The sequence below is a fragment of the Dasania marina DSM 21967 genome, from assembly GCF_000373485.1.
Taxonomy (GTDB): domain Bacteria; phylum Pseudomonadota; class Gammaproteobacteria; order Pseudomonadales; family Dasaniaceae; genus Dasania; species Dasania marina.
Map to the genome: position 1 here is coordinate 49,647 of NZ_KB891575.1, position 24,823 is coordinate 74,469.

Below are 24,823 nucleotides of genomic sequence, written 5' to 3' on the forward strand. Positions count from 1 at the left end.
ACTAACAGGCGCTAGATGTATACATACGCTGAGCTAAGCATCATCTCTATAAAGAGAAAAGATAGATATAAAGGACACAGACATGACCGTTGAAAAAATAGATACGCTGGTTATAGGCGCCGGCCAAGCCGGTGTCGCCATGAGCGAACACCTAAGCAGCCTTGATGTGCCCCACATAGTTCTTGAGCGTAATCGTATCGCCGAGCAATGGCGCACAGCTCGCTGGGACTCATTAGTTGCCAATGGCCCAGCCTGGCATGATAGGTTCCCCGGTATGGAATTTGAAGGCCATAAACCTGACGACTTTGTGCCCAAAGAACAGGTTGCCGATTATTTGGAAGCCTATGCCAAAAAATTTAACGCCCCCATACGCACGGGTGTAGAAGTGAAGAAAGTTACACGTAACACGGGTGGCCCAGGCTTTATTATCGAAACCTCTGAAGGTGTAATTGAGGCCAACCGAGTGGTTGCCGCCACCGGGCCGTTCCAGACACCGGTTATTCCACCTATCGCTAAAAACGAAAAGATTGTACAAATACATTCCGCTGAATACCGTAACCCTCAGCAATTGCCAGAAGGTGCTGTATTAGTGGTTGGCGCTGGCTCCTCTGGTGTACAGATTGCCGATGAGATTCAGCGTTCGGGCAAAAAAGTTTACTTATCGGCAGGTCCACACGACCGTCCACCCCGCTCTTATCGTAACCGTGACTTCTGCTGGTGGCTGGGAGTACTGGGCGAGTGGGATAGAGAAGCTATGGAGCCAGGCACAGAGCATGTCACCATTGCGGTAACCGGAGCGCATGGCAGCCATGGTACCGTTGATTTTCGCGCCCTTGCTCATCAGGGCATTACCCTACTGGGTATGACAAAAGAATTTAAAAACGGCAAAGTCACGTTTCAAGAAGATCTTATAGAGAACGTTGAACGCGGTAATAAAAATTACATGGACTTCCTCGATGCCGCTGACGCCTACATAGAGCGCAATGGCATTGAGTTGCCAGAAGAGCCTGAAGCTAGAAAAGTACTACCTGACCCGGATTGCATGACTAACCCTATACTTGAGTTAGACCTAGCCGAAGCTGGCATTACGTCTATTGTTTGGGCCACCGGTTTCGCCTTAGATTACAGGTGGCTGGATGTAGACGCCTTCGACGAGCAAGGCAAGCCTAAGCATCAACGCGGTGTATCCTCCGAGCCTGGCGTATACTTTGTAGGGCAGGCTTGGCTATCTCGCCGTGGCTCCGCCTTTATCTGGGGCGTATGGCACGACGCGAAACATATTGCTGGCCATATCGCCACGCAACGTACTTATCTTGCCTATACTGATCCATCGCAACGCTAGGTAGATATTAAGATCCAACAAAAATGGTAAGCCGATTGGCCTACCCTTTTTGTTGGCTGTTTTTAAACAGACTCATTAAAATAAATTTTTATTCACTGCAGATGAGCAATCGTTTTCTTATCTTATTAAGTGGCGTAGAGCACACTAACACTGCATGCTGCCTGGCGGCCTGTTAACGTTATACCCTGATACCTACGTAACCCTACTTCCCCATTTAGGGTTTATTACTTAACTCGCGCACCATCCTGCCACAGCTATAATGATCATACCTCGTTCCTGCCTTGAGCCAGTACCCAAGGGCTTACGAAGCACACAGCATGATCTTGGAAGTTTTTTTATTTAGAATAACTATCTTTAAACGTAAATAAATTATCAATAAGATTGAGTCAGATATTTCAGTTTATATGGATGCTGGGTCTGAGCCCAGTATGACTGCAGCAATGCTGTCATGGCGAGGTATAACAGAAATTGAATTTAAGCAATCATTAACGAAGTCACTGCATAGGCTTATTTGTCGTGTAGCTAGCAACTCTTAGCTACAAATACCTAATAAAAGCACTTAACATAAAGTGTAATGAAAAAAGTGAGTCGCCGACCTACATATCAGTTTACTAGGCAGAACTACAACATCGTTATAACCCTGCATAAACATAGTAATCATACGCCCATAAAAAAGCGGCTACCGATGGCAGCCGCTACGATTAAAACCTATAACCTATTAACAGCGGTATAGTCTGGACATAACCAGCCACATACCAGAAAAATCACTGCCAATAATAAGAACCGCTGATACCTACCCAGCGGGGTGGAGCAACACCTCTTAGAATAGTGCCGCTAACAAAGGTTTCATCAAAGCGATACTGTTCAATCTCTTCATCGGTGAAATTGTTGACAAATAGCGCCATCGACCACGAGCCATCACCACTGCTATAACCCGCTCTCAGATTACCCACTACGTAAGAGTCCATAACCTGGCCAGGATGGTTTATGGTTGAAAGATCTCTCTCGTCAACATAATTTCCATCGATCTGCACAGACATTTCACCATCAAATGCTTGCCAAGCTTTACGCACCATGGCGTTCAATGTTAAATCGGGTGCCAGGCCCATATTTTGATCTTTCATTTCGCCTGATGGTAAAGGCACATCTTTAGCCGTAGCATCTAAAATCGAAGCACCTAGCAGCACATCCCAACCCTCTGCAGGGTTAGAAATTAGCTCTATATCCATGCCGGTAACTACCGCATCGAGGTTAATCAGTACCGTGGCAATATTCTCAAAAGTGAAAGCTTGGTAGTCTTTATAATCATAATAAAACACACTAGTATTTAAACGTGTAGTTTCAGATAAGGTATATTTAACACCCACTTCATAATTAGTCAGAACTTCCGGATCATAGGAAAACTGATCTGCCGATAAGGTTGCAAAAGATGAGGCCGAGTAGCCACCGGCTTTATTACCACGGCTAATGGTACCGTACATCAACACATCGTCTGTAGGCCGCCAATCGAGCTGTAGCTTATAGGAATAGTCATCGTCTTCAAGTGTGGCTAAGTCGCCCACCGAGTTTTTATCAAAACCTGTTGCCTGCACCGAATCGGGGCCAAAAAAGAAATCACAACCTAAGAAAAAATAGGCTGATGGATCGTCTGTACAGCTAGTATTAAACTCAATTTCTTTTTTATCATGGGTCCAGCGTAGGCCAACCGTAGCGGTTAAGGTATCGCTAAGCACACGCTCTACTTGCCCAAATGCCGCATAAGACTCTGTCTCTAATGCAAAGGTGTTATCGGTTGAATAGCCGTAGACATAGGGAGCGTCAAAGCCCGTGCGGTACTCACCATCAATTTTCAAATAATACAGCCCAGCGGTCCATTCCAACTTATCGCTATCACCTTGAATTTGAAACTCTTGAGAGAACTGCTCAGTATCTTGATCTTGGCGAAAGTGCCCTGCAGTGAACGTGGTACTGTCAGAGTCTTCTAAGTAATCTTTATTGATATCTTGGTAATCCGTAATAGACGTAAACGAAACATCATCAAAATACTTAATAACTTTAAGGCTTATACCGTCATGCGTTCTATCCAAGCCTGCATCGGCATTGGTGGCAACTTTATAGGGGTCATTCGACATGGAGGTTTCTAAGCAATTTTTCCCCGCCGCTGGTGTTGTACCATAGTTCGCACCACAGAAAGCTTGGTAGTCTGCCAATAAAGGTTCAGCTATAACTTCGCCATTGGCGTTGGTCAACGCTGTTTCGCTATCGTAAACACCACCCGACACATCATCTATTACCAGGTGACGTAAATTTAACCCCACCGATAAATTGTCACCACTGTAATCAAATTGCAATCTCATATTGGTACTCGCTGATTCTGCACCATCATCAGCGGATCCATTATTTTTCATATAGGGGTCGTGATGGTTAGTTGCCACAGCCAACCTAGCCGCCAAATTATCTGTTAGCGGGCCACTAATAGCCCCTTCGAATTTCACTTGCTTATTATCCGCTAATGTAAGGTCCGTATAAGCTTCAAACTGCTCTGTGGGTTTTTTACTAATAATATGTATTAAGCCGCCCGTTGCGTTGCGTCCAAAAATAGTGCCCTGTGGGCCACGCAGCACCTCAACACGCTCAACATCAAACATCTGCGCACCTACGGCGGCCATGTTACTCACATACACGTCATCCACGTAGACGGCGTTGGGCGCCTCATGGTGATCACCAAAATCATTTTGGCTTACCCCGCGCAGCGAAAAAATACTGACTGGCGAAGCCGCACCCAATTCCATCACAACGAGGCCAGGGGTCATATTTTGAAGATCTGCACTATTGGTTAGGCCTAGCTCCTTTAACTGATCACCGGTGAACGCCGTCACCGACATACCTACATCCTGTAAGGTTTGATCCCTTTTTTGTGAAGATACAACTACCTCTTCCAATAGCGATGCCTGCACCACTCCTGAAATTAGTAGAGGAAAAGACAAGCCATAAAGGCTTTTGCGCATTGTTCTATTCATGAATATCACCCTTCTTATTTTAATTATCAATAAAACTATTCGAAGACAAAAACTAACAGCAGTAAAAATAACATGCATTAATGCGCAAGAAATGATCTCTACAGGGACTATTGCTGGTTAAGAGTAATAATGAGACAGTAAATTTTCTGTCCCCACCCACCTATGTGGGTATTTAAGGGCTGGTGAAAAACAGCCCTCTTTTTTATCTACCTAAAATAAAAACAAAAACTAACTCGTCAATCCTAATTAGTTAGAACTAAAAATAACAAGTATGATTATTTAAAATATAAGAAATAATAAGAATGACGCGGGTAGTACCCTATAAATTAGGCGACAGTGAAAAATCAGTAACAAAAAATAGCTATATCAATCGCTAATAACAGCTGCCGCCAATAAAAACCTATTTTAAGCGGCTGTCGATATGCGCTCATAGCGAAACGCTAGTAGAAAACCGACTACAGTACCTGTCGTCACAATCAAGTTATCGCTATTTTTATTATAAAGTTGATTCACTGTCACTTATTATTCGCACCGAATATTGATCCCATGTCAGAATCTAAGCTATGCCAAAATATCTGGCAGCTGTTTTTGCAAACGCTGCCTACTCTTAATAGCTTCGCCGGTTAAAGCAAAGCCTAACAACTTACCCTGAGAATTACGAAACTCAGCCGTCGTCCCCTTGTCATTTTGCACAATCATCCATGAGCCTTCTGCATCTCTAGGAGCGGGGCTTAATACCACAGGGCAGGCGGGGGTTTTAACAACCACGGGCATAGCGGGATAACTTACCAAGCTGTACGTGCCCGCCAAGGTTTTGGCCAAAGCCTTAGCTGCCGCATTAAGAGGCGCTATATAAACCAAATGATGGCCGTCGACTTCTGCACAGTCACCCAGAGCATATACATTCGCCGCTGAGGTTTGCAGGCTGCGGTCGGTGACTATGCCTCGGTTTATCGCTAGGCCAGCCTCTGCTGCCAGCGTAGTACGAGGCCTAACACCTACCGCTGACACTACTAAATCGGCATAGGTTTTACCGCCATTTTGAAACCTTACTTCAACACCGCTACTGCCACTGTCACAACGATTAACTTCCGTCACTAGATTACCAAAATGAAATACAGCGCCTAAAGACTCCAAAGCCCGCTGCACTGATTTACCCGCCGGGGCTGGCAATAGTGTCGGCAGGCAATACGCCATAGGGTCGACCACTTCAACATCAAAGCCGCCGTTAAGTAAATCATTAGCAAACTCGCAGCCTATTAAGCCTGCCCCTAGTAAGCAGATTTTCTTCGCGCCGGTTCGTTTTATCGCTTTGCGGAAGTTATCAAAATCCAATAGATCATTAACCGAATAGACATGATCTAAGCCACTCCCTTGTATAGGCGGCATGATGGTTTCTGCGCCTAGCGCTAGCACCAGTTTGCCATAACGTAGCTGTACCTTTGCTTCACTTAAATGCAATAGTTTATTCTCGGTATCAATACGATTAACCTGTGTATTGGTCCAGACACTGGCACGCAACTCTCTAGCCATAGTCCCAGCATCTGCCTGCACCAAGTCTTCAGCCTCAGTATTACGGGTATATCCTGTCGAGAGCATAGGTTTAGCATAAGCTCGACCATCATCAGCGGTAATAATGATAAGAGGTGTTTTATTATCTTGCTTACGAAACTCCTTTGCCAGGCCATACCCAGCCATGCCGGTACCCAGAATAACAACGGGCTCTATAGCCTGCTCAGTATGATCAACAGCCAAGTGAGTAACAGCAGTGTCAGCACTAAGGGTGATTAACTCAAAGTCGTCTTTACCAACACCACAATCTACACATTGCCAATCATCAGCAATGTCTTCAAACCTTGTGCCAGGGGCAACACCAGAATCAGGGTCGCCAACGCTTTCATCATAAATCCAACCACAAACAATACACACCCACTGCTGCACAACCTTACCTCTATATAAATTTTAATAACTAATATCTGTGCCGTGCTAACACTGGCAAACCTAGCTTATTACTGCCTAGCAATAACCTTGTTTTCTAAACCCATTGCACGCCAACGGCGGCGTAAATGCGCTGACCAACGGTCGGCGGGGATATGGCATTCAGCACTCATGTCTAATGGCACTAGCTGTGGGTATTGGCCCTCTACTATGGCTCTATCTTCATCATTGGTAGCGTGCTGATACTCCAATATATCGCCCAAGAATTTATCGTCTAATTTATAGGTGCGGCCTTTCACCATAAACACCCGAGTTTGCGTAGCCGACATGGGTGAAACAACATCCATCACATGCTCTTCATCGCCTCCCGGAGGGTATATCTCCAACATTGAGGTAAAGGGGAAGGTGAAGTTATAAATAAACTGGCAAGGTACGGCCTCCTCTAAGGGGTCGTTAAAGTCTGCCCTAGCTCTTGCTGGCATGGTGACTTCACGGCGAAAGCCTACATCGGTATCAACAACCTCGTAATCCGGCACTAGGGAATAACGTCTATCACCAAAAGACGCGTCATGCACAGTATGGATGTGAGCTAAATCATTAAAGTTTTCAGCATGTCGAAATGTCGAGCAATTCCATACCGCAGACTCTAGGTGAAACATTTTAAACGTTTCACCATCAGCCTCATCAAAGCGCTTGTGTACAGGTAACGCTTGGCGTGGTGTATTATTCAAACACACCCATATCAAGCCGTATTTTTCAGCAGCCATATATGTTGTTAGGCGTATGCGCGCTGATATTTTATAGTCCTCGCCATGAGCGGGCACTTTCGTGCACTTGCCAGTGCCATCGAATTGAAAGGCGTGGTATGGGCAGGTTAAATGGCCATCACTTATCCAGCCATCACTGAGCGATGCGCCACGGTGCGGGCAATTATTATCTGATGTAGTCACGCCGCTAGCAGTGCGGAACAGCACTAACTTTTTATCTAATAAGGTAACCGCTAGGGGCTTATCCGTTAACTCTTGGCTTAATGCAACGGGGTGCCAAAAACTGGCTAGTAACTGCCAGTCATTTTCAGAATACGTACTATTGATAGGCATAGCAGGTGCTTGGTTAATACTGACTTCTTTTGATTGATCTAGGCTTGTAGTGTTCACTACTCTACTCCAATAATATTTTTCACATGTAATGCTTGGCAAAATACAGACAACACCATTATCTTGGCTACAATGGCAATTAACAATGGTCACTATCGTGACTATCTCCTAGGCTGACAGCACCACAAATATCATTCAGCCTGCTAATAAACCTTTGATATAAAAAAATAAATTAGGCTACACTAGATGATATAAATCAATGTGAGCATTAGTTTGAAAAAAGCAGATAACAATATGTATGAGCCGCTAGGTGAACTCGCACGCCTTATAGGAAGCCCAGCGTTTTATACCGCTATGATGAATATAGCTACTTCTATCGTTGAGTCAGAAATGAATATCATCATGCTGTACTCACATCGCTCAGCTCCTATTTATATCAATTGCGAAACGGTGCCTGAGCCTGTAGTCGAAATGTATAACTCCGGCTATTATCGCTTTGACCCGTTTTACCACTACTGGCGTGAGCGAGGCATACCGGCGGTACTCAGCGCCAGAGAAGCCAGCCCTAGCAAAGAATTAACCCGCAATCATTTTTTAACTTTTTTACCTAGCGCGGGCATTAATGATGAGATAGGTATTTTACTCCCCACCATAGGAAATTCAGCGGTAGGCTTATTTTTAGAGCGCCATAACAGCTTTACGGAAGCTGAAAAAGAAAAAATTCGGGAGATATTCCCTCTATTTTTAGGCTTACATATGGCTCATCAAAAACTATCGTTATCAGCTGATACCGAGCAACATAAGCAAACCCATCATTTCCACATGGCTAATCACGCCTATAAAATATACGACCAAAGTGGCGTAGCCTTATTTGAAAATGAGGACTGGCACAATAAAAAAGCCGAATCTAATCAGCTAGATGAAAACGCAAAGCTACTGCTAAGCCAAGAAAAGCAGCAATCCTTAACCATGCCCGCCGGTGAACTGTATATAGACAAGCTAGCCGATGACTTCCCTTTTGCCCCTGGTGGCTGGATATGCTCACTGCACCACGAAGAAAAAGCCCTCCCCCCCATCAGCTTTAATGAAGCTATGAACGATTTCCTCAGCGGCCTGTTAACCCCCAGAGAAAGGCAAATTATTGAGCTCATACTTGCAGGATACCCCTCATCAAAAATAGCGGAAAAGCTAGCCATTAGCATAGGCAATGTTAAAAATCACCGGAAACGAATTTACGTAAAAATGGATATCACCACTGAACGTGAGATTTTTTTACAATTTCTAGAGCATTTATCTACCACTTAGCTATGCAAGAAGCGTTATCACCTAATAATAAAACACCCCTGTTTTTTTCCCTCTCAGCATAGCTACAGTCACGAGTGGGACTATTGTGACTCACTGTTTAAACTGTAAAAATTTACTTTTAAGTAATGAGCGGGATCATCATGCAAAAACTAGAAGTTTTCCAATCCTTATGGGCCATGGAGCAGCGCCATCCAGAAAAACCCGAGCGTAGCCTAGAAGAAAGCTTTGCCATGATTGCTGAAGCAGGCTATCACGGAGTATGCCTAGACTTAGACGCTGAAGGCATAGACGATGCCCTACAGTCAAAACCCTTGTTTGATAAATACAACTTAAAAGCCATGGCCAATGGCTTCCCTTCAAAAATGAAAGACATGAAAACGATAATAGCGACAGCCAAAGAATTTAACTGTGTTACGCTAAATATCATTAGTGGGGTTATGCCGGTAAGCGTTGCCGGCGCTATACCTGTTATTTATCGCTGGATGGAAGAGGCCGAACAAGCCGGCATGCCACTCACCTTTGAAACCCATCGCGAAGGCATACTCAACGACCTCTATTACACCCTTGAAGTAATAGACGCCATTCCTGAGCTACGTATTTGCGCCGACCTTTCACACTTTGTACTAGACCGTGAGTTTGTTGCGCCTATTAGCAGTAGAGATCAAGGCTATATCAATCGCGTGATGGATAGAGCCGATAGCTTTCAGGGCCGAATAGCCAGCCGTGAGCAAATTCAAGTGCAAATTGATTTCCCCCAGCACCAACAATGGGTAGAGATCTTTAAAGGCTGGTGGAAAGATGGCATGCGGGAATGGCGTAAGCGTAACCCTAATGACGCCACCTTAATCTTCCTCTGCGAGTTAGGGCCACCACCTTATGCGATTACTGATGCCAATCAACTGGAGCTGTCAGACCGCTGGCAAGAGGCTTTAACGATTAAGTCTTGGGCAGAAGATATTTGGCAAGAGCTAGAGCAAGAAGACGCCTAATAGAGTTATTTCACTACTCGCTCATTGCTCTGTAATAAGCGAGTAGTGAAATAACCATTCTTTGAATATAAAAAAACTCCCCACAACGTGAGGAGTAAAGATAACATCTTCATGCTATCGGGTGATAGACTGTAAATATGCTGCTACCTGCCTAACAACTTATTTTGTTATTAACCAACATTGCCACTACATCAGGGTCAGCTAAGGTAGATATATCACCTAATTGATGACCTTCATCAGCTGCAATTTTTCGTAATATTCTCCGCATTATTTTACCTGAGCGTGTTTTAGGTAGGCTTGGCGCCCATTGGATAACGTCGGAGGCAGCAATAGGCCCTATTTCTTTACGCACCCAATTAATGAGTTCACGCCTTAACTCTTCACCGCCTTGCTCACCTTTAATTAAAGTCACGTAGACATATATACCCTGTCCTTTAATATCGTGCGGACACCCTACCACAGCAGCCTCGGCCACACATGGATGCAGTACTAATGCACTTTCAATTTCTGCAGTGCCCATACGATGGCCACTGACATTTAACACATCATCAACACGGCCAGAAATCCAATAATAACCATCACTATCACGACGCACCCCATCACCACTAAAATACATATTTTCAAATGTCGAAAAGTAGGTATCAATAAAACGCTGATGATCCTTATAAATAGTACGCATCTGCCCCGGCCAACTATTAAGTAACACTAAGTTACCTTCACACTCACCTTCTAGTATGTTGCCATCGCCATCAACCACCGCAGGCAAAACGCCAAAAAATGGCTGTGTGGCAGAACCCGGCTTAAGTGCTGTCGCCCCAGGCAAAGGTGTTAACATGGCGCCTCCCGTTTCGGTTTGCCACCAAGTATCAACAATTGGGCAGCGGCCCCGGCCGAAGCTTTGGTGAAACCAGCGCCAAGCCTCTGGGTTTATAGGCTCGCCAACAGTGCCTAATAATCGCAAGCTGGATAGATCTGCGGATTGCGTCGCCGCATCACCTTCGGCCATTAACGCTCTAATGGCTGTTGGTGCTATATATAAAGTACTCACCTGATGCTGATCTATTATCTGGGCTACCCTTCTTACATCTGGATAATTAGGCACACCTTCGTACATCAGCGTTGTTGCACCATTAGCCAACGGACCATAAACAATATAACTATGGCCAGTAATCCAGCCTATGTCCGCAGCACACCAATAGACATCACCCTTTTTATAATCAAAAACATACTCATGGGTTAGCGAGGCATAGACGAGATAGCCTCCAGAAGTATGCACCACACCTTTAGGCTTACCCGTAGACCCAGAGGTATAAAGAATAAATAAGGGATCTTCAGCCGCCATGGCTTGTGCAGCACAACTATTACTCTGGCGACTCAGCAACGAGTGATAATCTTTATCTATAGTGTCATTCCATTCAATATTTCTACCGGTATTTTTAACCACTAGCACATGGTCTAGGGCACCAGCGGGAAGTATAGCAACCGCCTTATCGACATTATTTTTTAAGCTTACTTCACGACCGACTCGATTACCCGCATCAGCGGTAATAATAATTTTTGAACCACCATCAGTAACACGCCCAGCTAAGGCCTCGGGTGAAAAACCCGCAAAAACAACCGAATGTACAGCACCTATTCCGGCGCAAGCTAACATAGAAACCACTGCCTCAGGTATCATAGGCATATAGATAGTGATCACGTCACCTTTAACAACACCCAGCTCTTTCAATCCATTGGCCAGTTTGCACACTTCGCCGTGTAATTGTCGATAGCTAATCTCACGGTGTGGTTCATCCACGCTTTCCGGCTGCCACAATATGGCTGTGGCGTCCCCTCGTAACGCTAAGTGCCTATCCAGACAATTAGCCGAAACATTGAGATCACCATCATCAAACCATTTAATGTGTAAGTCTTCTTTTTTAAAAGAAACATCTTTTACTTTACTAAAAGGCTTTATCCAATCTAGTCGCTGTCCAGCCTCACTCCAATAACCTTCACTATCATTAATAGAGCGCTCATACATTGCGCTATACTCATCATCATTAATTAAAGCATTATCTTTCCAGCTATCGGGAACCGGGTATAAATTTTTACCACTCATATTTAATACACTCACACTGCCCTCACTATTATCAGTAAGGGATTATTTTTTATTGTAGAACTACGTTACAAGCTAAAGTATTCTCGCTAGGCTACCGGCTTGATCTATTCAAAAGAAGATTAGCCGCAAAAAATAACAATAAAGTAATAAAAAAGCTTAAAATCCCCAGCCATAACACTTGATTATAGCCCTCTGATATTTGTATATACGCCCCAAGAGCAGGCCCGCAAGCCAAACCCCAACTAAGCGCAGCATTTCCCATAATCATATAGCGACCCGAATGATCTACAGCAGCTATAGCGGCCAACATAATAGGTACCAACACACACCAGGCGAATAAAAATAGTGAGGCCGAAACTGTAAAAACAATATAAGTAACATTATCCAGTAATATTGCCACTGAAAATATAATGACTACGATTAACGTATATAAAATAGATATTTGGTATTTCTTGGTATCGATTAACAGTACTAAAAATGCCCCTACCACAGCAACAACGTTAGCAATTGAAAACCCGCTACCCATAGCGTCAACCGATAAGCGGTGATAGTCACCCACTCTTTCGAAATAAGCCCAAACAGCGTTTAAACCTATATAAAATATAAATACACCCAGCACATAAAAAAGTGCTGTTAAGCTCCACTTCGAAGGGGTAGCTCTTGTCACACTATCGGCTTGCTCTTCCCCACCAGCATAGATAGTTTTTATAAAGGCTAGAGAGGTAAGACTCAGCACTGCAAACGCAAAAAAACAATCTTGCAGACTTAGTAAAGGAAGATATTTAAATCCAACAATACCGTAAACGAACTGTGCAATAAGCCAAAAACCGAACAACTGGCTGGGGTTGTCGGTTTTAGCAATTGTCGACACCACACAGGCCGACACTGTTCCCGCAGCGAAACCCGCTAACAGCCTCACCGCCAGCAATGCAGTACTACTATCCAAATACATAGACAATATATTACTTAGGATATAAAGCAGAGTCGCTATTACACTGGCAATACGCCAATTGAAGCTTGGCATCCACAAATAAGCTATCACTGAAGCCAAGGCGAAACCGGCCATGTCAGCAGCGACTATATAGCCCGCCATTTGGCTGCTAAAGCCCAAATCCTTAACTATGCCACCTAATATAATGGGTAAAAAAACGACCACTGAAAAAGGGATCGCCCCTATATAGCTAAAGGCAACTTTAAACCAAGCGTTACTTTTAATCGCTGCATCAGACATATTGGCTCCAAGTGCAAAGTTATTATTGTTGTAGTTATATCAGTAGCTATCGACCTAGTTATCGATATAACTTTCAATAGGCTATTTTATATTTTTTATTAACGCTTTAGCCGCTTGAATAACCACATCTTCTTGCGGTTTTAAATCATGCCCTGCCATAGCCATTACGTCTTTACAAAAAGGGTCTACCACATCGGTACGATAGCCTGATAATTGTTCAATAACCGCCAAACCATAAAACGGTACTGTCACCGCGTTATAGCCGCCTTCATGGCACATCACTAATCGGCCATTACAGAGCTCATCAGCCAAGGCCATAGTCTTTTGGGTAAGCGTGCGATAGGCCTCGCTGTGTAATAACATTCTGCCTAAGGGGTCGTGGGCACCGGCATCGTAGCCACAGGCAACAAAAATTATATCGGGTTTAAACTTTTGCAGTGCAGGAGTAACGACTTCATCAAAGGCTTGGTAATACGCACCTGAACCTGAGCCTGGGGGTAAAGGAATATTAATATTATAACCCTCACCTTCGCCCTCACCGACTTCACTGATATGACCAGAATCTATAGGAAAACAATTATCTTGATGTAGAGAGATGGTTAAGGCATCGCAACGATGCCAAAAAGCTGACTGGGTACCATTACCATGATGTACATCCCAATCAATGTAAGCAACACGTTCTAGTCCATGTTTTTCCATAGCATGTAGGCCCGCTAATACGGCATTGGCAAAAAAACAAAAGCCCATGCCCTTGTCTGCTAAGGCATGATGGCCAGGTGGGCGTACTAAGGCATAAGCATTATCGACACGCCCTTCCATCACCGCATCAACTGCTTCTAATACGCCGCCGGTAGATAATTTTGCAATATCATAGCTGCCATTGCCGAAGGGCGCGCCACCATAATCGCCACCACCCGTTTTGCTCTGCTCTTTGAAGCTATCTAAGTACTCTTGAGTATGCAGCCTTAGTAACTCTTCGTCCTGCGCCTCTCTAGCTTTAATATCCACCAACTTATCAACTAAACCGCTGGCAACAATTAAATTATGCATACGCCGCTTGGTTTCTGGATTTTCAGCATGCATATAGGGCTGCACTGGGTAGCCATAGGGCAGGTAAAGGCCGTGATTACCGGTATCGTGCCACATGCATAATTCGTGAAAAACATATCCTGTGCGCTTACTCATAACTTTACTCCACTACTTAGACACCACTAGCTGGACACTAGGCACAGTGCCATTTATTTTATAATTAATATCTCAGCTAAACTAAGATTGCGCTAGGCCTTGCGCTGTAACGCAGGCCTAGCTAGACAAACATTAAAAGTTGTAATCGAAACTTACACCGTAAGTACGCTGCATACCGGCATTAAGAAAGCTGTTGCCTGGAAAACCACGAAAGTGAAAGCCCATACCTGTATATTCTTCGTCAGTTATATTTTTACCCCACAAACCAACAGTATAATTATGCTCGCTAGAGCTATAGGCAATACGCGCGTTGTAAAGGGTGTAACTATCTTCGGAAAGCAACTCGTCGTTAAACACATCGAAGTAAACTTTATCTTGATAGTTGGCACTCACATTTGCCGCTATTTTTCCGCTATCGAGATGCCAAGTCCTTTTTATCGTAGCATTTAAGGTTAGCTCGGGCGCATTGGCCAGATTGTTGCCGCTAGCGTCTGTACCACCAAAACCTTGATAGTCTTGCAGCTCGGTGGAAAGTACACCTATGCCACCAATAATCTCCCAACCATCGCTGACCAACCAATTAACATCAGCTTCAAAGCCTTTAATTTTGGCATTACCTGAATTAGTTAACGTCTGTACTGGAGGCAAACCTGCCACTTCAACCACACCGAACACCTGTAGGTCGTCATAGTCGTAGTAAAAAGCTGCCGCATTTAAACGCAGCGTTTGTTCCAACAATGTCGACTTAACACCCACTTCATAGGCAAGTATTTGCTCATCATCAAAAGGCTCTAGCTGCTGCGGACCTGAAAATGCCCAACCACCAGGGAAACCGCCACTTTTAAAACCAGTACTGACACTGGCATAGGCCAAAGTATCTTCATTAACATTCCAATCTAGGCCTAGCCTCCATGAAACATTGCTAAAAGTTACATTATCATCTGTATTTTCATATGCGGGAATAAATAAGTTTCCAGCATAAAAGTCTGCCTCCGTTAACGAAAATGCCGTACTTGAATGGAAATCTTTTTTCTCCTCATAGGAGTAACGCGTACCTGCAGTTAATTTCAGATTATCTTTAAATTGCCATTCAGTATGGAGAAAGGCCGCCATAACCTCGCTGGTTTGCTCTAAGTCCAAGCGGTAGTAAGCAAAAGCACAAGGCGGGCCAAACTCTGTGGTACAGTTATCATCTTGCACCGTATTAACTTCGTCTTTACCGTAGTACAAACCGGTAATCCAAGTAAAATCCTCTTCTGAATTTGAGGTTAGTCTTAGCTCCTGAGAAAACTGGGTGATTTCATCGTCGAACTGGTCATGTACTAACGCATTAGGTGAGGCATCAGCATCCTCGGACATAAAACGGTCATAATTCTCATATGCGGTAATAGAATCTACCGTGGCCCAACCCAAGTCCCAGTTGACCGATAACGCCATACCATAAAAATCATCTTTTTGTTTAGGCTCGTGGTCTATATCCACCTTGTGTAAGTCACCATCAGTATCCGAGTAACCATACACATCAACACATTGGCTAGGATCGTATTTGCCCGCCTGCACAGGGGCACACTCTTGCGAGACATCGTTGGGGTCTTGTAAGCCCCTATGGTAGTAAACTGGCCCACCTGAACGATCTTTACCCGCATGTAGGTTTAATAGCACATCGACATCCTGGCTAGGTTGCCAATTTATCAAGAAACGCCCCGCTAGCTTATCTACATCGTGTAAATCGTTGCCTGTAACACGATTTTTAACATTACCGTCACTAAAGTCGTGAGAAATAGCAGCCCTCACAGCAACGGTCTCAGTGATACCGCCACCTACCGCAGCTTCTATACGACCGGCATTGAAACGGCCATAGGTAACACTGACATTACCCTCGGTTTCTTGACTGGGGCGCTTGGCGATAAAATTTATGGCCCCTGCCGTCGTGTTTTTACCATATAAAGTGCCCTGCGGGCCTTTCAGCACCTCCACCCGCTCGGTATCAAATAACTGAAAGCCCAACATGGCGGGTGAGGTTTGATAGACGCCGTCTACATACACACCCACAGCACTATTATTGTTCGAGTTAAAGTCATTAAGCCCTACACCGCGGATGGTAAAGGTAGGTACACTAGTAGGAAATTGATTAATAATCCTTACATTGGGTGTGTAAGCGGCTATATCTTGGCTGCTTTGCACACCTAGCTCTTTCAGGGTATCACCATTAAATGCACTCATGGTGATACCAATATCTTGAACACTCTGGCTTCGTTTTTGGGCAGTAACAACCACCTCCTCCAACGTCGAAGCCCATAGGTTATGGGCTGCACTACTAATAACTATGGCGGTAGCAATCTGCTTAGGGAGCGTTTTCATTCTCATGGATATTATCCTTATCATTATCATTATATTAATTAATAATTATTCTTACTTATTAATGACTTAGCTTTAAATACGCCTTAAAAACTTCTTAACTATTGTTCTTGCGCATAGTTACTAATTTACCCCCCTTCACAGACAAGATGTATTACCAAAAACTGTGTATTGTTTATTTAGCCTGAAATCTAAACATGAATAAACTAACAGAAGAAAAGAGCTTAAGAACTTTGTTAATTGAGGCCAAGGACTAACTTTTTTTCAGCTAGCTGATAAGATAGCTATGCTATAAAGAAAGTATTTATCTAATAAATGAATAAGCATAAAAAATTGACGCAATATCACATAGAATCAATAGGGTAAGCATGAGCTGGTATCTTAATTTGTCAGAAACTATCACAGAGCTTGGCAACGATAATTTTTTTCGACTATTAGTTAAATCTATAGAACAAAAAATCACTAACTTAAGTGCAGTCATGTATATCATGCCCAGACAACATGCTCCTGCGCTACTCTATGAAAATTACCCGTCAGAACTACGTATCGCCACTAAACAATGGTTATCCGGCCCTTATCTACTGGATCCTTTCTATATAAAAAGCTTTGATGGCTCACCCGAAGGCCTATACCACTTAACGGACGCAGCACCTGATGGCTTTGCCGAATCCCAATATTATAAATCTTACTATCGTGACACTGGCTGTATTGATGAAGTTTGCTATCTAGCCCACATCAATACCGACCTTGTGGTTAGCTTAGCCTTAGCTAGAGTCGGTGAGTTGCCCTTATTTACAGCGCTAGAGCTATCGATATTTGAGACTATAAAGCCCTTAGTTATATCGTTGATAAAACAACAAAGTGAAAGAATGGAGAGCCAAATAGATGATAGCCAACGCCTGATTCACCAACACCTAAAAGAGAAGCTTGATAGTTTTGGTGAGAAATTATTAACAAAGCGTGAACAAGAAATTGTGCAGCTAGTATTTAAAGGTAATTCTTCTAAATCTATGGCATCGCACCTTAGTCTATCGCTAGATACCGTTAACATGCATAAAAAAAATGCCTATAAAAAATTAAATATTTCCAGCCAATCTGAGTTATTTTCTCTATTAATTGATAGATTATCAAAAATATAATAACGCCTAGTTCTTTCAATAACTGAGCTTAATTAATAGAAGTAGATAATTAAGATGTTAGAAAACTAATGCAGACATCCTTAAATCCTTCAGCCTTGCGAGATAAGCGCAAGCCATCTACCCCCACTAACACTATAGATATGTTAGGACAGGCATCTTGCAGCTCTATACACGCCACCTGCCCTTCGCCATAGTAAGTCGTTGCATGCTTAGGCCTCATAGCCAAAATAGAATAACCTTGCTCAGCAGCTACCATAGAGCGCACCAACTCATAACTACCTGTGCGCATAATAATGTTGGGGGTAATACCAGCATCACTAAAAATGGATAAAAAATAATCTCGGCTCAAGGGTAAATCTAATAAGATATACGGCATATCCTTGAGCTCATCTAAAGACACTACCTGATTATTGGCTAAGCGGTGGTTTTGAGGCAGCAGCACATAGGGCGGTATGCTTTTTTTGACTTTGACATCCAGCCTGGAGTTTAGGGCTAGGTCATACATTATCGCTAGCTCTATATCACCATTCATCAATGCAGCTTGTAACTGTTCGGCATTGCCCTCAACAACTTTCAGACTAACCCCAGGATGGAGCTCTTTTAAACGCTTCATTAAAATAGGTAATACAAAGGGCGCCAAGGTAACAAAACAGCCTATAGATAGCTCCCCGGCCAGCGATTGACCTAAGTCACGCACCTGATTTTCAATATCTTCTGCATAACTGAGTAAAGCTTTTGCTTTTACAGCAAGATCTTTACCTGCTTCGGTTAAAGACACACCTTTCGCATGGGATCGAATCAGCAACTGTACGGCCAAATACTCCTCTAACTGCTTGATTGCATTGGATATAGCAGGCTGGGAGATATAAAGCTTTTGGCTCGCCTTAGTAACATTTTCCGCTTCAACTACCGCCAAAAAATACCGTAACTGCTTTAAATTTATAGTCATAATTAAAAGTTATCGATGAGGTGAGTATTTAATATTATACAAATGACTAGGCAATCAGCAAACTAAGTTTTTACTGGCCCCAAGCTAAAAACATACATCACGGCTTTTATGTTAACGAAGATGAAGGTACTGCCACAATGAAAACCACCAATGAAGCTAACAACGCACTACAGAAGCTACTTGATGAAATTAGTAAAAACGCCAGTAAAAGCATACAAGAAGCGCACTCTTTAAGCCCACAGGCTTATACCTCGCAGGCATTGAACAAGCTAGAGGTAAAAAACATATTTCAACAAGACTGGGTCTGCGTAGGCCGCAGTTGCGAGCTACCCGAAGCCGGCGATTACCTAACCTCTGAAATTGCAGAGCAGCCTATTTACACCATGCGAAATGCTGACAACGAAATACGCAGCTATTCGAATGTATGCTTACATAGACTGATGGTTTTGTTAGAAGGAAAAGGCAAGCAAACTCGCCCTATTATTTGCCCTTATCATGCTTGGACCTATCAAACTGATGGCCAATTAGTTCGAGGCCCCGAGATGCACTGTCGTGAGGGATTTGACCCCAGTGAGCATCGTCTACCCGAAATAAAAACTGAATTATGGGAAGGCTGGATTTATGTCACTTTGAATGCCAATGCCCCGTCTATTAGCGAACAGCTAAAGCCTTTACGCGAAATATTAGCCCCCTACCATATGGAAGATTATATACAAATAACCCAATCCGACAGCGTTTGGTCTACCAATTGGAAATGCTTAGCTGAGAACTTTATGGAAAGTTATCACTTGCCTAAAGCTCACAGGGGCACCATAGGCCCCATATCACCCTTAGCAGATATGGAAATGACACCAGGCACGGAACACTTTAACTATCACCTAATCAGAAAAAAAGAAGGGATTGCTGGCATTGCCCATCCCGACAACACCTCCCTATTAGACCCTTGGCGTAACACCACCGTATTGGCCAGTATTTACCCTTCTCACTTAATTGCCGTTGCACCCGATTATTTTTGGTACTTATCTTTGCAGCCCAAAGGGATAAGTGAAGTACAAGTACGTTATGGCGTGAGCATTGCGCCTGAAGTATTGGCCACAAAGAATGTACAAGAACAAAAAGAGTTTATAGCAAAAACAATAGCTTTTTTCGAATCCGTTAATGAAGAAGATCGAGTTGTGGTAGAAGGTATTTTTAGAGGAGCCAAAGGCATAATGGCTAGCGGCGGACCGCTATGCCGACTAGAGGAATCCAACCTAGAATTTTACCAATACTTGGCAAGAAAATTGAAGCTCGCTAGATAACAACTAAGGTATATCGGCTATCGCCAGAAAAAACATGACGATAACTATTATAATAAATCACAAGGTTTAAGCGAATGAATAACATTAACAACCACGACCTTAACAGCAAGACGGCAATATTAATCATTACCACGCTATGCTCTATACCCTTCGTCATTATTATTATGGTGCCGGTGCTGGTTTCTGGCATTGTTGAATCATACAACGTGAGCCCACAAAAAGCAGGCTTTGTAGCCAGTGCAGATATGGCCGGCTATACCTTAGGTACATTTTTATCTTTCTTTTTAATGCCTAAGATTACCTGGCGATCCATGTGTACCGCAGCCCTAACATTAATGGTCGTAGCCAATGCCTTGTCGGTGATTTGTAATGATTATTATCCCTTAATGGCTACTAGGCTACTCTCTGGCTTAGGCGCAGGTACTACAACTGCTATTTTGCTAGCCACTATCGGGCGCATGCGCGATGCCGATTCGGCATATGGCTGGTGGCTAGTGGCCCAGAGTGTAATTTCTGGCATTTGTTTTTATTTATTCCCTAGCATTAGCCAGCATTTCGGCATCGCAGGTGTTTTTTTCTTATTTAGTTTTTTATGCATAGTCGGACTATTTTTTATGAATTATGTGCCTAGCGATAAGCCTCAACCAATAACAGAAAAGCCTCTATCAACAATGACTGTCAGTTTCAAAATGACAGTTTGCGGCGTGCTAGCGCTATTCTTATTTGAGTGTGGCTTAATGGCACCATATACCTATGCAGAGCTGTTAGGTAGAGCAAGCGGGCTAAGCCTAGAGGAAACAAGCTTTAGCCTATCATTATCTATGATAGGCGGCATATTAGGTGGCCTAGTTACGGCCAAGCTAAGCACTAAATACGGCCGCATAATTCCTATTTTAATAGGTAATGCAGTATTAATAATTTCACTATTCATGCTTAAAGTAGAACAGCAAAATTTTTATAATTATGCTGTCGCTATTTTCTTATTATTTGGCGTATGGAACTGTGTATTGCCTTATCTTTTAGGCGTACTTTCAGAGTTAGACGCCAGCGGCAGAGCACTAGCTTTAGGCAATTGTGCCATAGGTATAGCCCTAGTATCAGGGCCTTTTATAGCTGCACTTATTATCGGCGACAATAACGGACAACAACTCATCAGCCAATCCTATTACCCCGTACTAATTTTTGGTATGTTGCTACTGACCGCCTCTACCCTGAGCATTGCACCCGTGTTGAACCGGTTAAAGAACACCTCAGCCTCGAAGCTTTAATCATGCCTATTTCAAAATGAATATAGTCAATAGCAATAGTAAACATTACTTGTAGTATAAAAAATAATATTCAATTTTTATATTTATAAAATTGTTGAAAACATCAACACATTAACATAAGGAGGTGGACTCTAAAAATTCACTTTTTATACATTATTTTTAAAACCATTAAAATATACAAAACAAAATCGCTTTACTTATCACATTAGCAATAGGATTAATTATGAGTAACACTATCCAAATTATCGATTTACCTTCAGGAGACAGAGGAAAGTTTAGCACTGACTCTCTGAACTCACCGACCTTACCATCAAGATATTATACTGACAATAATATCTACGACGATGAGCTAAAAAAAGTACACCAGCGTGCTTGGAATTATACAGGTCATGTCACCGACGTGGTTGAACGAGGATCATACTTTACAGACACAGTCGCTGGGCAACCTATAGTTATCGTGAAAGGGCAAGATGATATTATTCGTGCTTTTTTTAACGTATGTGCGCACCGCGGCCATGAGCTTTTAACCGGTAAAGGAAAACTTAAAGGCAAGGGAATTGTTTGCCCTTATCATGCTTGGTTTTATAAAACCGACGGTACTTTACAGCGGGCACGCCTTACCGAGCATATTAAGGACTTCGATACATCTGAGTACTCTCTGCGTGAGATATCTATCGCATTCAGTGCAGGCTTAATTTTTGTCAATCTTGATAAGGATTGTGAACCGTTTGATAAGTCTATGAGCGGATTTGGCCCTTCCCTTCAAAAATACTTACCCAATATTGAAAATTTTGTGGCTGCCCACCGCCTAAGCTACGATATAAATGCTAATTGGAAAGTGGTGGTTGATAACTTTTCTGAAGCTTACCATATCCCGATTGCCCACCCACAGCTAGCGAAGGTATTAGAGCAGGAAGCGGCAGATATCATGTTAGAGGACCGCTGGACCTTTAATGGCTTTCGCAGTCGTACGGGATTTGAGGGGCTAGAGCTAGAGCCCGGGTTACCTTATTGCGCGTGGCAAGCATGGCCAAACATCTGCATGTTGAGCTTGCCAGGTTCTGAGAATTTGATTGTTTTACGCATGAGTCCAAATGGCGTTGGCAAATGTTCTGAACGTGTGGATGTGTATACCCCAAAAGGTGATGCAGAAAATGATCCTAAGCTATTAGCCGTTAGGGATTTATTTATGAACATGTTTAATCAGGAAGATATTGCCATTGTAGAAAGCGTGCAAAGGGGCCTGTCTAGCTTAGGCTATGATCAAGGTCGCTATATTTGTGACGCTGAGCAGTCATGGTTTACCGAAGCCCAGCTACACTGGCTTCATATGCAAGTACTTGAGGCATTAGCAAAAGACTAATACGTGCAGTCCATTAAGAGGTTCATCTTACCCTCCTCTTAATGGACTTTAAATAACATGTTGCAGCCCCAAATAACAATAACTTTAGTGCACGCTAACACATTCCTGACTATCAGATAGGCCTTACACCATATAAATCTATCCATCATGCCAGCATAGTATCGAGATAGATTTAATAACAATCAATCACTAACATTGTGACTCAGGTATATTGACTGTAATTCCGTCCATAGCCTCTGTAACTGTTATTTGACAGCTTAACCGACTCCCACGCATTACATTATCAACCATTTCCAACGTCTCTTTCTCTAACTCATCAGCCTCGCTAAGCTTACTTAACCATTCATCGCCCACATAGCAATGGCATGTTGCACATGCACAGCTGCCTCCACATTCTGCAAGTATACCTTCTACCATATTTGATACAGCCCCTTGCATAAGCGTACTGCCTACCGGAACACTCACATTATATTCAACCCCGTCAGCTTGAATGTATTTAACAGCGACCATAATTACAACCTCAATAATTTATAATTTTATCAGCAGCTTAACGTCACTTTAAAATTATTTAATATCTAAACATAAAATATTTTTACAAGAATTTTAAGAAGCCAAACTAATGATAAGTACCAGTATCGTCACTCATAACGAAGCTGTAAAATACTATTTTATTCTACTTGTCATAATAAGTTTTTATAATAAAAAACAGAAAAAACAATAATAAAAAGTTATCGCTACACATGTAATTTAATATTATACAAGAACATAAATATCACGCAGACTAGCATTATTTTACATAGATAGTATCTATCATAAAACCCACCTTACAACATTAACGACAAGGACACACGATGCCTAAAACATGCATAATTATTGGCGGCAGTCATACCGCCGCGCAACTAGCACCTAGCCTTAGGCAGGAAGGCTGGGAGGGGAAAATTATAATTATTAGCAATGAATCTATCCCCCCCTATCATAGACCCCCACTCTCTAAAGATTTTCTTTCAGGCAAAAAGACGGCGCATGAATTATTTATACGACCACAAGAGTTCTACGAAAGCAGCAACATTGATCTCAAATTAGAAACCACCGTCAAATCTATTGATCGATCAAATAAAATCTTAAAATTAGAAAACGATGAAACACTAAGCTATGATAAACTTGCTATTTGCACAGGAGCAAGGGTAAGAAAAATTACAATACCAGGCGCTCAATTAGAAGGCGTACAGTATCTACGTACAATAGATGACGTTAACGACATTAAAAGTAAAATCAATAAATCCAAGAATATTGTTATTGTAGGTGGTGGATATATAGGCCTAGAGACCGCCGCTATGCTGCATAAAATGCAACTTAATGTTACCGTGCTAGAAATGGCACCCCGCATACTGGCCCGCATTGCCGCACCTGCTTTATCCGATTTTTATACTCGCATACATGAGGAACAGGGCGTAACAATTAAAACAGATGTGACTGTTTCAGCGTTAATAGGAACGGAGAGTGTAAGTAAGGTCATATGCGAAGATGGTCAATCATTTGATGCCGACCTAGTTATAATAGGTGTAGGTGTAACACCGAACATAGAACTAGCCAATGAGGCAGGCCTAGAGATAATGAATGGGATGGCCGTTAATGAACACTGTCAAACCATAGACCCTGATATTGTTTCTGCCGGCGACTGCGCCAATTACTTCAACCCTTTTTTTCAGAAACACCTACGCTTAGAATCGGTAGCCAACGCGAATGAACAAGCCAAAACAGCAGCTGCAACTATCTGCGGAAAAAACAAAATATATAATACCGCACCTTGGTTTTGGTCAGACCAATATGATTTAAAACTGCAAATTGTTGGACTTAATCAAGGCTATGATGAAGTGGTTTTACGAGGGAACCCAAATAGAGGTCGAAGCTTTGCAGCATTTTACTTAAAAGAAGGTACATTAATTGCTGCTGACTGTATTAATAGGCCACAAGAATTTATGGTAGCTAAGAAATTAATTAACCAACAACTATCTTTACCATCGAAGTTGCTAGCCGATGAAAGTGTGACACCGAAAGAACTATTAAAAACTATACAGGCCTAATAATATAAGCATCAGAGCAATAACTAGAATAGTATTATCTGACACTTTAGTTATTATAAAAAACAAATAACTTTCCATTTCCTTTAACACCTTTTCCTCAAATTATTAAAAATAAAAAACCAACGGCGATTTTATCAGTCACCGTTGGTTATT

Annotated in this window: 17 protein-coding genes; 8 read left to right on the forward strand and 9 right to left on the reverse strand. The window is 42.7% G+C overall.

Annotated elements, in window-relative coordinates; all coding sequences use genetic code 11:
- Positions 1-82 precede the first annotated feature (82 nt).
- On the forward strand, positions 83-1,342 hold the full coding sequence (locus tag B067_RS0100210; protein WP_019528023.1) for a flavin-containing monooxygenase: 1,260 nt from the start codon (positions 83-85) through the stop codon (positions 1,340-1,342).
- Between the two features lie 764 nt (positions 1,343-2,106).
- On the opposite strand, the gene B067_RS0100215 is transcribed toward B067_RS0100210, so the two are convergent.
- The 3 genes from B067_RS0100215 to B067_RS0100230 all read right to left on the reverse strand — a co-directional run bounded on the left by B067_RS0100215 (position 2,107) and on the right by B067_RS0100230 (position 7,457).
- Positions 2,107-4,362, reverse strand: coding sequence for a TonB-dependent receptor (locus tag B067_RS0100215; protein ID WP_169335528.1), 2,256 nt, complete (start codon positions 4,360-4,362; stop codon positions 2,107-2,109).
- A gap of 561 nt (positions 4,363-4,923) precedes the next feature.
- On the reverse strand, positions 4,924-6,303 hold the full coding sequence (locus B067_RS0100225; protein ID WP_019528025.1) for an FAD-dependent oxidoreductase: 1,380 nt from the start codon (positions 6,301-6,303) through the stop codon (positions 4,924-4,926).
- A 68-nt stretch (positions 6,304-6,371) separates the two neighbouring features.
- Positions 6,372-7,457 (reverse strand): aromatic ring-hydroxylating oxygenase subunit alpha, encoded by a 1,086-nt coding sequence (locus B067_RS0100230; RefSeq protein WP_019528026.1) that lies wholly within the window; start codon positions 7,455-7,457, stop codon positions 6,372-6,374.
- A 213-nt stretch (positions 7,458-7,670) separates the two neighbouring features.
- Between B067_RS0100230 and B067_RS21990 the strand changes: the two genes are divergently transcribed.
- Together B067_RS21990 and B067_RS0100240 are read left to right on the forward strand one after the other, a co-directional pair.
- Positions 7,671-8,702, forward strand: a complete 1,032-nt coding sequence (locus tag B067_RS21990; protein ID WP_205619928.1) for a response regulator transcription factor — start codon at positions 7,671-7,673, stop codon at positions 8,700-8,702.
- Between the two features lie 140 nt (positions 8,703-8,842).
- Positions 8,843-9,691, forward strand: coding sequence for a sugar phosphate isomerase/epimerase family protein (locus tag B067_RS0100240; protein ID WP_019528028.1), 849 nt, complete (start codon positions 8,843-8,845; stop codon positions 9,689-9,691).
- A 151-nt stretch (positions 9,692-9,842) separates the two neighbouring features.
- On the opposite strand, the gene acs is transcribed toward B067_RS0100240, so the two are convergent.
- The 4 genes from acs to B067_RS0100260 all read right to left on the reverse strand — a co-directional run bounded on the left by acs (position 9,843) and on the right by B067_RS0100260 (position 16,575).
- On the reverse strand, positions 9,843-11,792 hold the full coding sequence (gene acs, locus B067_RS0100245; RefSeq protein ID WP_019528029.1) for an acetate--CoA ligase: 1,950 nt from the start codon (positions 11,790-11,792) through the stop codon (positions 9,843-9,845).
- 91 nt (positions 11,793-11,883) lie between these two features.
- Positions 11,884-13,023, reverse strand: a complete 1,140-nt coding sequence (locus B067_RS0100250) for an MFS transporter (RefSeq protein WP_019528030.1) — start codon at positions 13,021-13,023, stop codon at positions 11,884-11,886.
- Between the two features lie 81 nt (positions 13,024-13,104).
- A complete protein-coding gene (locus tag B067_RS0100255; RefSeq protein ID WP_026244311.1) occupies positions 13,105-14,208 on the reverse strand; it encodes a class II histone deacetylase in 1,104 nt (367 codons plus the stop codon).
- A 132-nt stretch (positions 14,209-14,340) separates the two neighbouring features.
- Entirely contained in the window at positions 14,341-16,575 is a 2,235-nt protein-coding gene (locus B067_RS0100260) for a TonB-dependent receptor (protein ID WP_169335529.1), read from the reverse strand.
- 359 nt (positions 16,576-16,934) lie between these two features.
- Here B067_RS0100260 and B067_RS0100265 point away from each other — a divergent pair, with 359 nt between their 5' ends.
- Positions 16,935-17,705 (forward strand): helix-turn-helix transcriptional regulator, encoded by a 771-nt coding sequence (locus B067_RS0100265; RefSeq protein ID WP_019528033.1) that lies wholly within the window; start codon positions 16,935-16,937, stop codon positions 17,703-17,705.
- A gap of 49 nt (positions 17,706-17,754) precedes the next feature.
- Here the strand turns inward: B067_RS0100265 and B067_RS0100270 are convergent, their stop codons facing one another.
- On the reverse strand, positions 17,755-18,654 hold the full coding sequence (locus B067_RS0100270) for a LysR family transcriptional regulator (RefSeq protein ID WP_019528034.1): 900 nt from the start codon (positions 18,652-18,654) through the stop codon (positions 17,755-17,757).
- Between the two features lie 137 nt (positions 18,655-18,791).
- Between B067_RS0100270 and B067_RS0100275 the strand changes: the two genes are divergently transcribed.
- From B067_RS0100275 to B067_RS0100285, 3 genes are all read left to right on the forward strand, one after another.
- The gene (locus tag B067_RS0100275; protein ID WP_019528035.1) at positions 18,792-19,955 is read left to right on the forward strand and encodes an aromatic ring-hydroxylating oxygenase subunit alpha; all 1,164 of its coding nucleotides are present in this window, start codon (positions 18,792-18,794) and stop codon (positions 19,953-19,955) included.
- Positions 19,956-20,029: 74 nt separating this feature from the next.
- Positions 20,030-21,223, forward strand: a complete 1,194-nt coding sequence (locus B067_RS0100280; RefSeq protein ID WP_019528036.1) for an MFS transporter — start codon at positions 20,030-20,032, stop codon at positions 21,221-21,223.
- Between the two features lie 223 nt (positions 21,224-21,446).
- Positions 21,447-22,586: an aromatic ring-hydroxylating oxygenase subunit alpha gene (locus B067_RS0100285; RefSeq protein WP_083921326.1), complete on the forward strand. Its 1,140-nt coding sequence runs from the start codon at positions 21,447-21,449 to the stop codon at positions 22,584-22,586.
- 189 nt (positions 22,587-22,775) lie between these two features.
- On the opposite strand, the gene B067_RS0100290 is transcribed toward B067_RS0100285, so the two are convergent.
- The gene (locus tag B067_RS0100290) at positions 22,776-23,096 is read right to left on the reverse strand and encodes a 2Fe-2S iron-sulfur cluster-binding protein (RefSeq protein ID WP_019528038.1); all 321 of its coding nucleotides are present in this window, start codon (positions 23,094-23,096) and stop codon (positions 22,776-22,778) included.
- A 341-nt stretch (positions 23,097-23,437) separates the two neighbouring features.
- On the opposite strand from B067_RS0100290, the gene B067_RS0100295 reads away from it, so the two are divergent.
- The gene (locus tag B067_RS0100295; RefSeq protein ID WP_019528039.1) at positions 23,438-24,670 is read left to right on the forward strand and encodes an NAD(P)/FAD-dependent oxidoreductase; all 1,233 of its coding nucleotides are present in this window, start codon (positions 23,438-23,440) and stop codon (positions 24,668-24,670) included.
- Positions 24,671-24,823 lie beyond the last annotated feature (153 nt).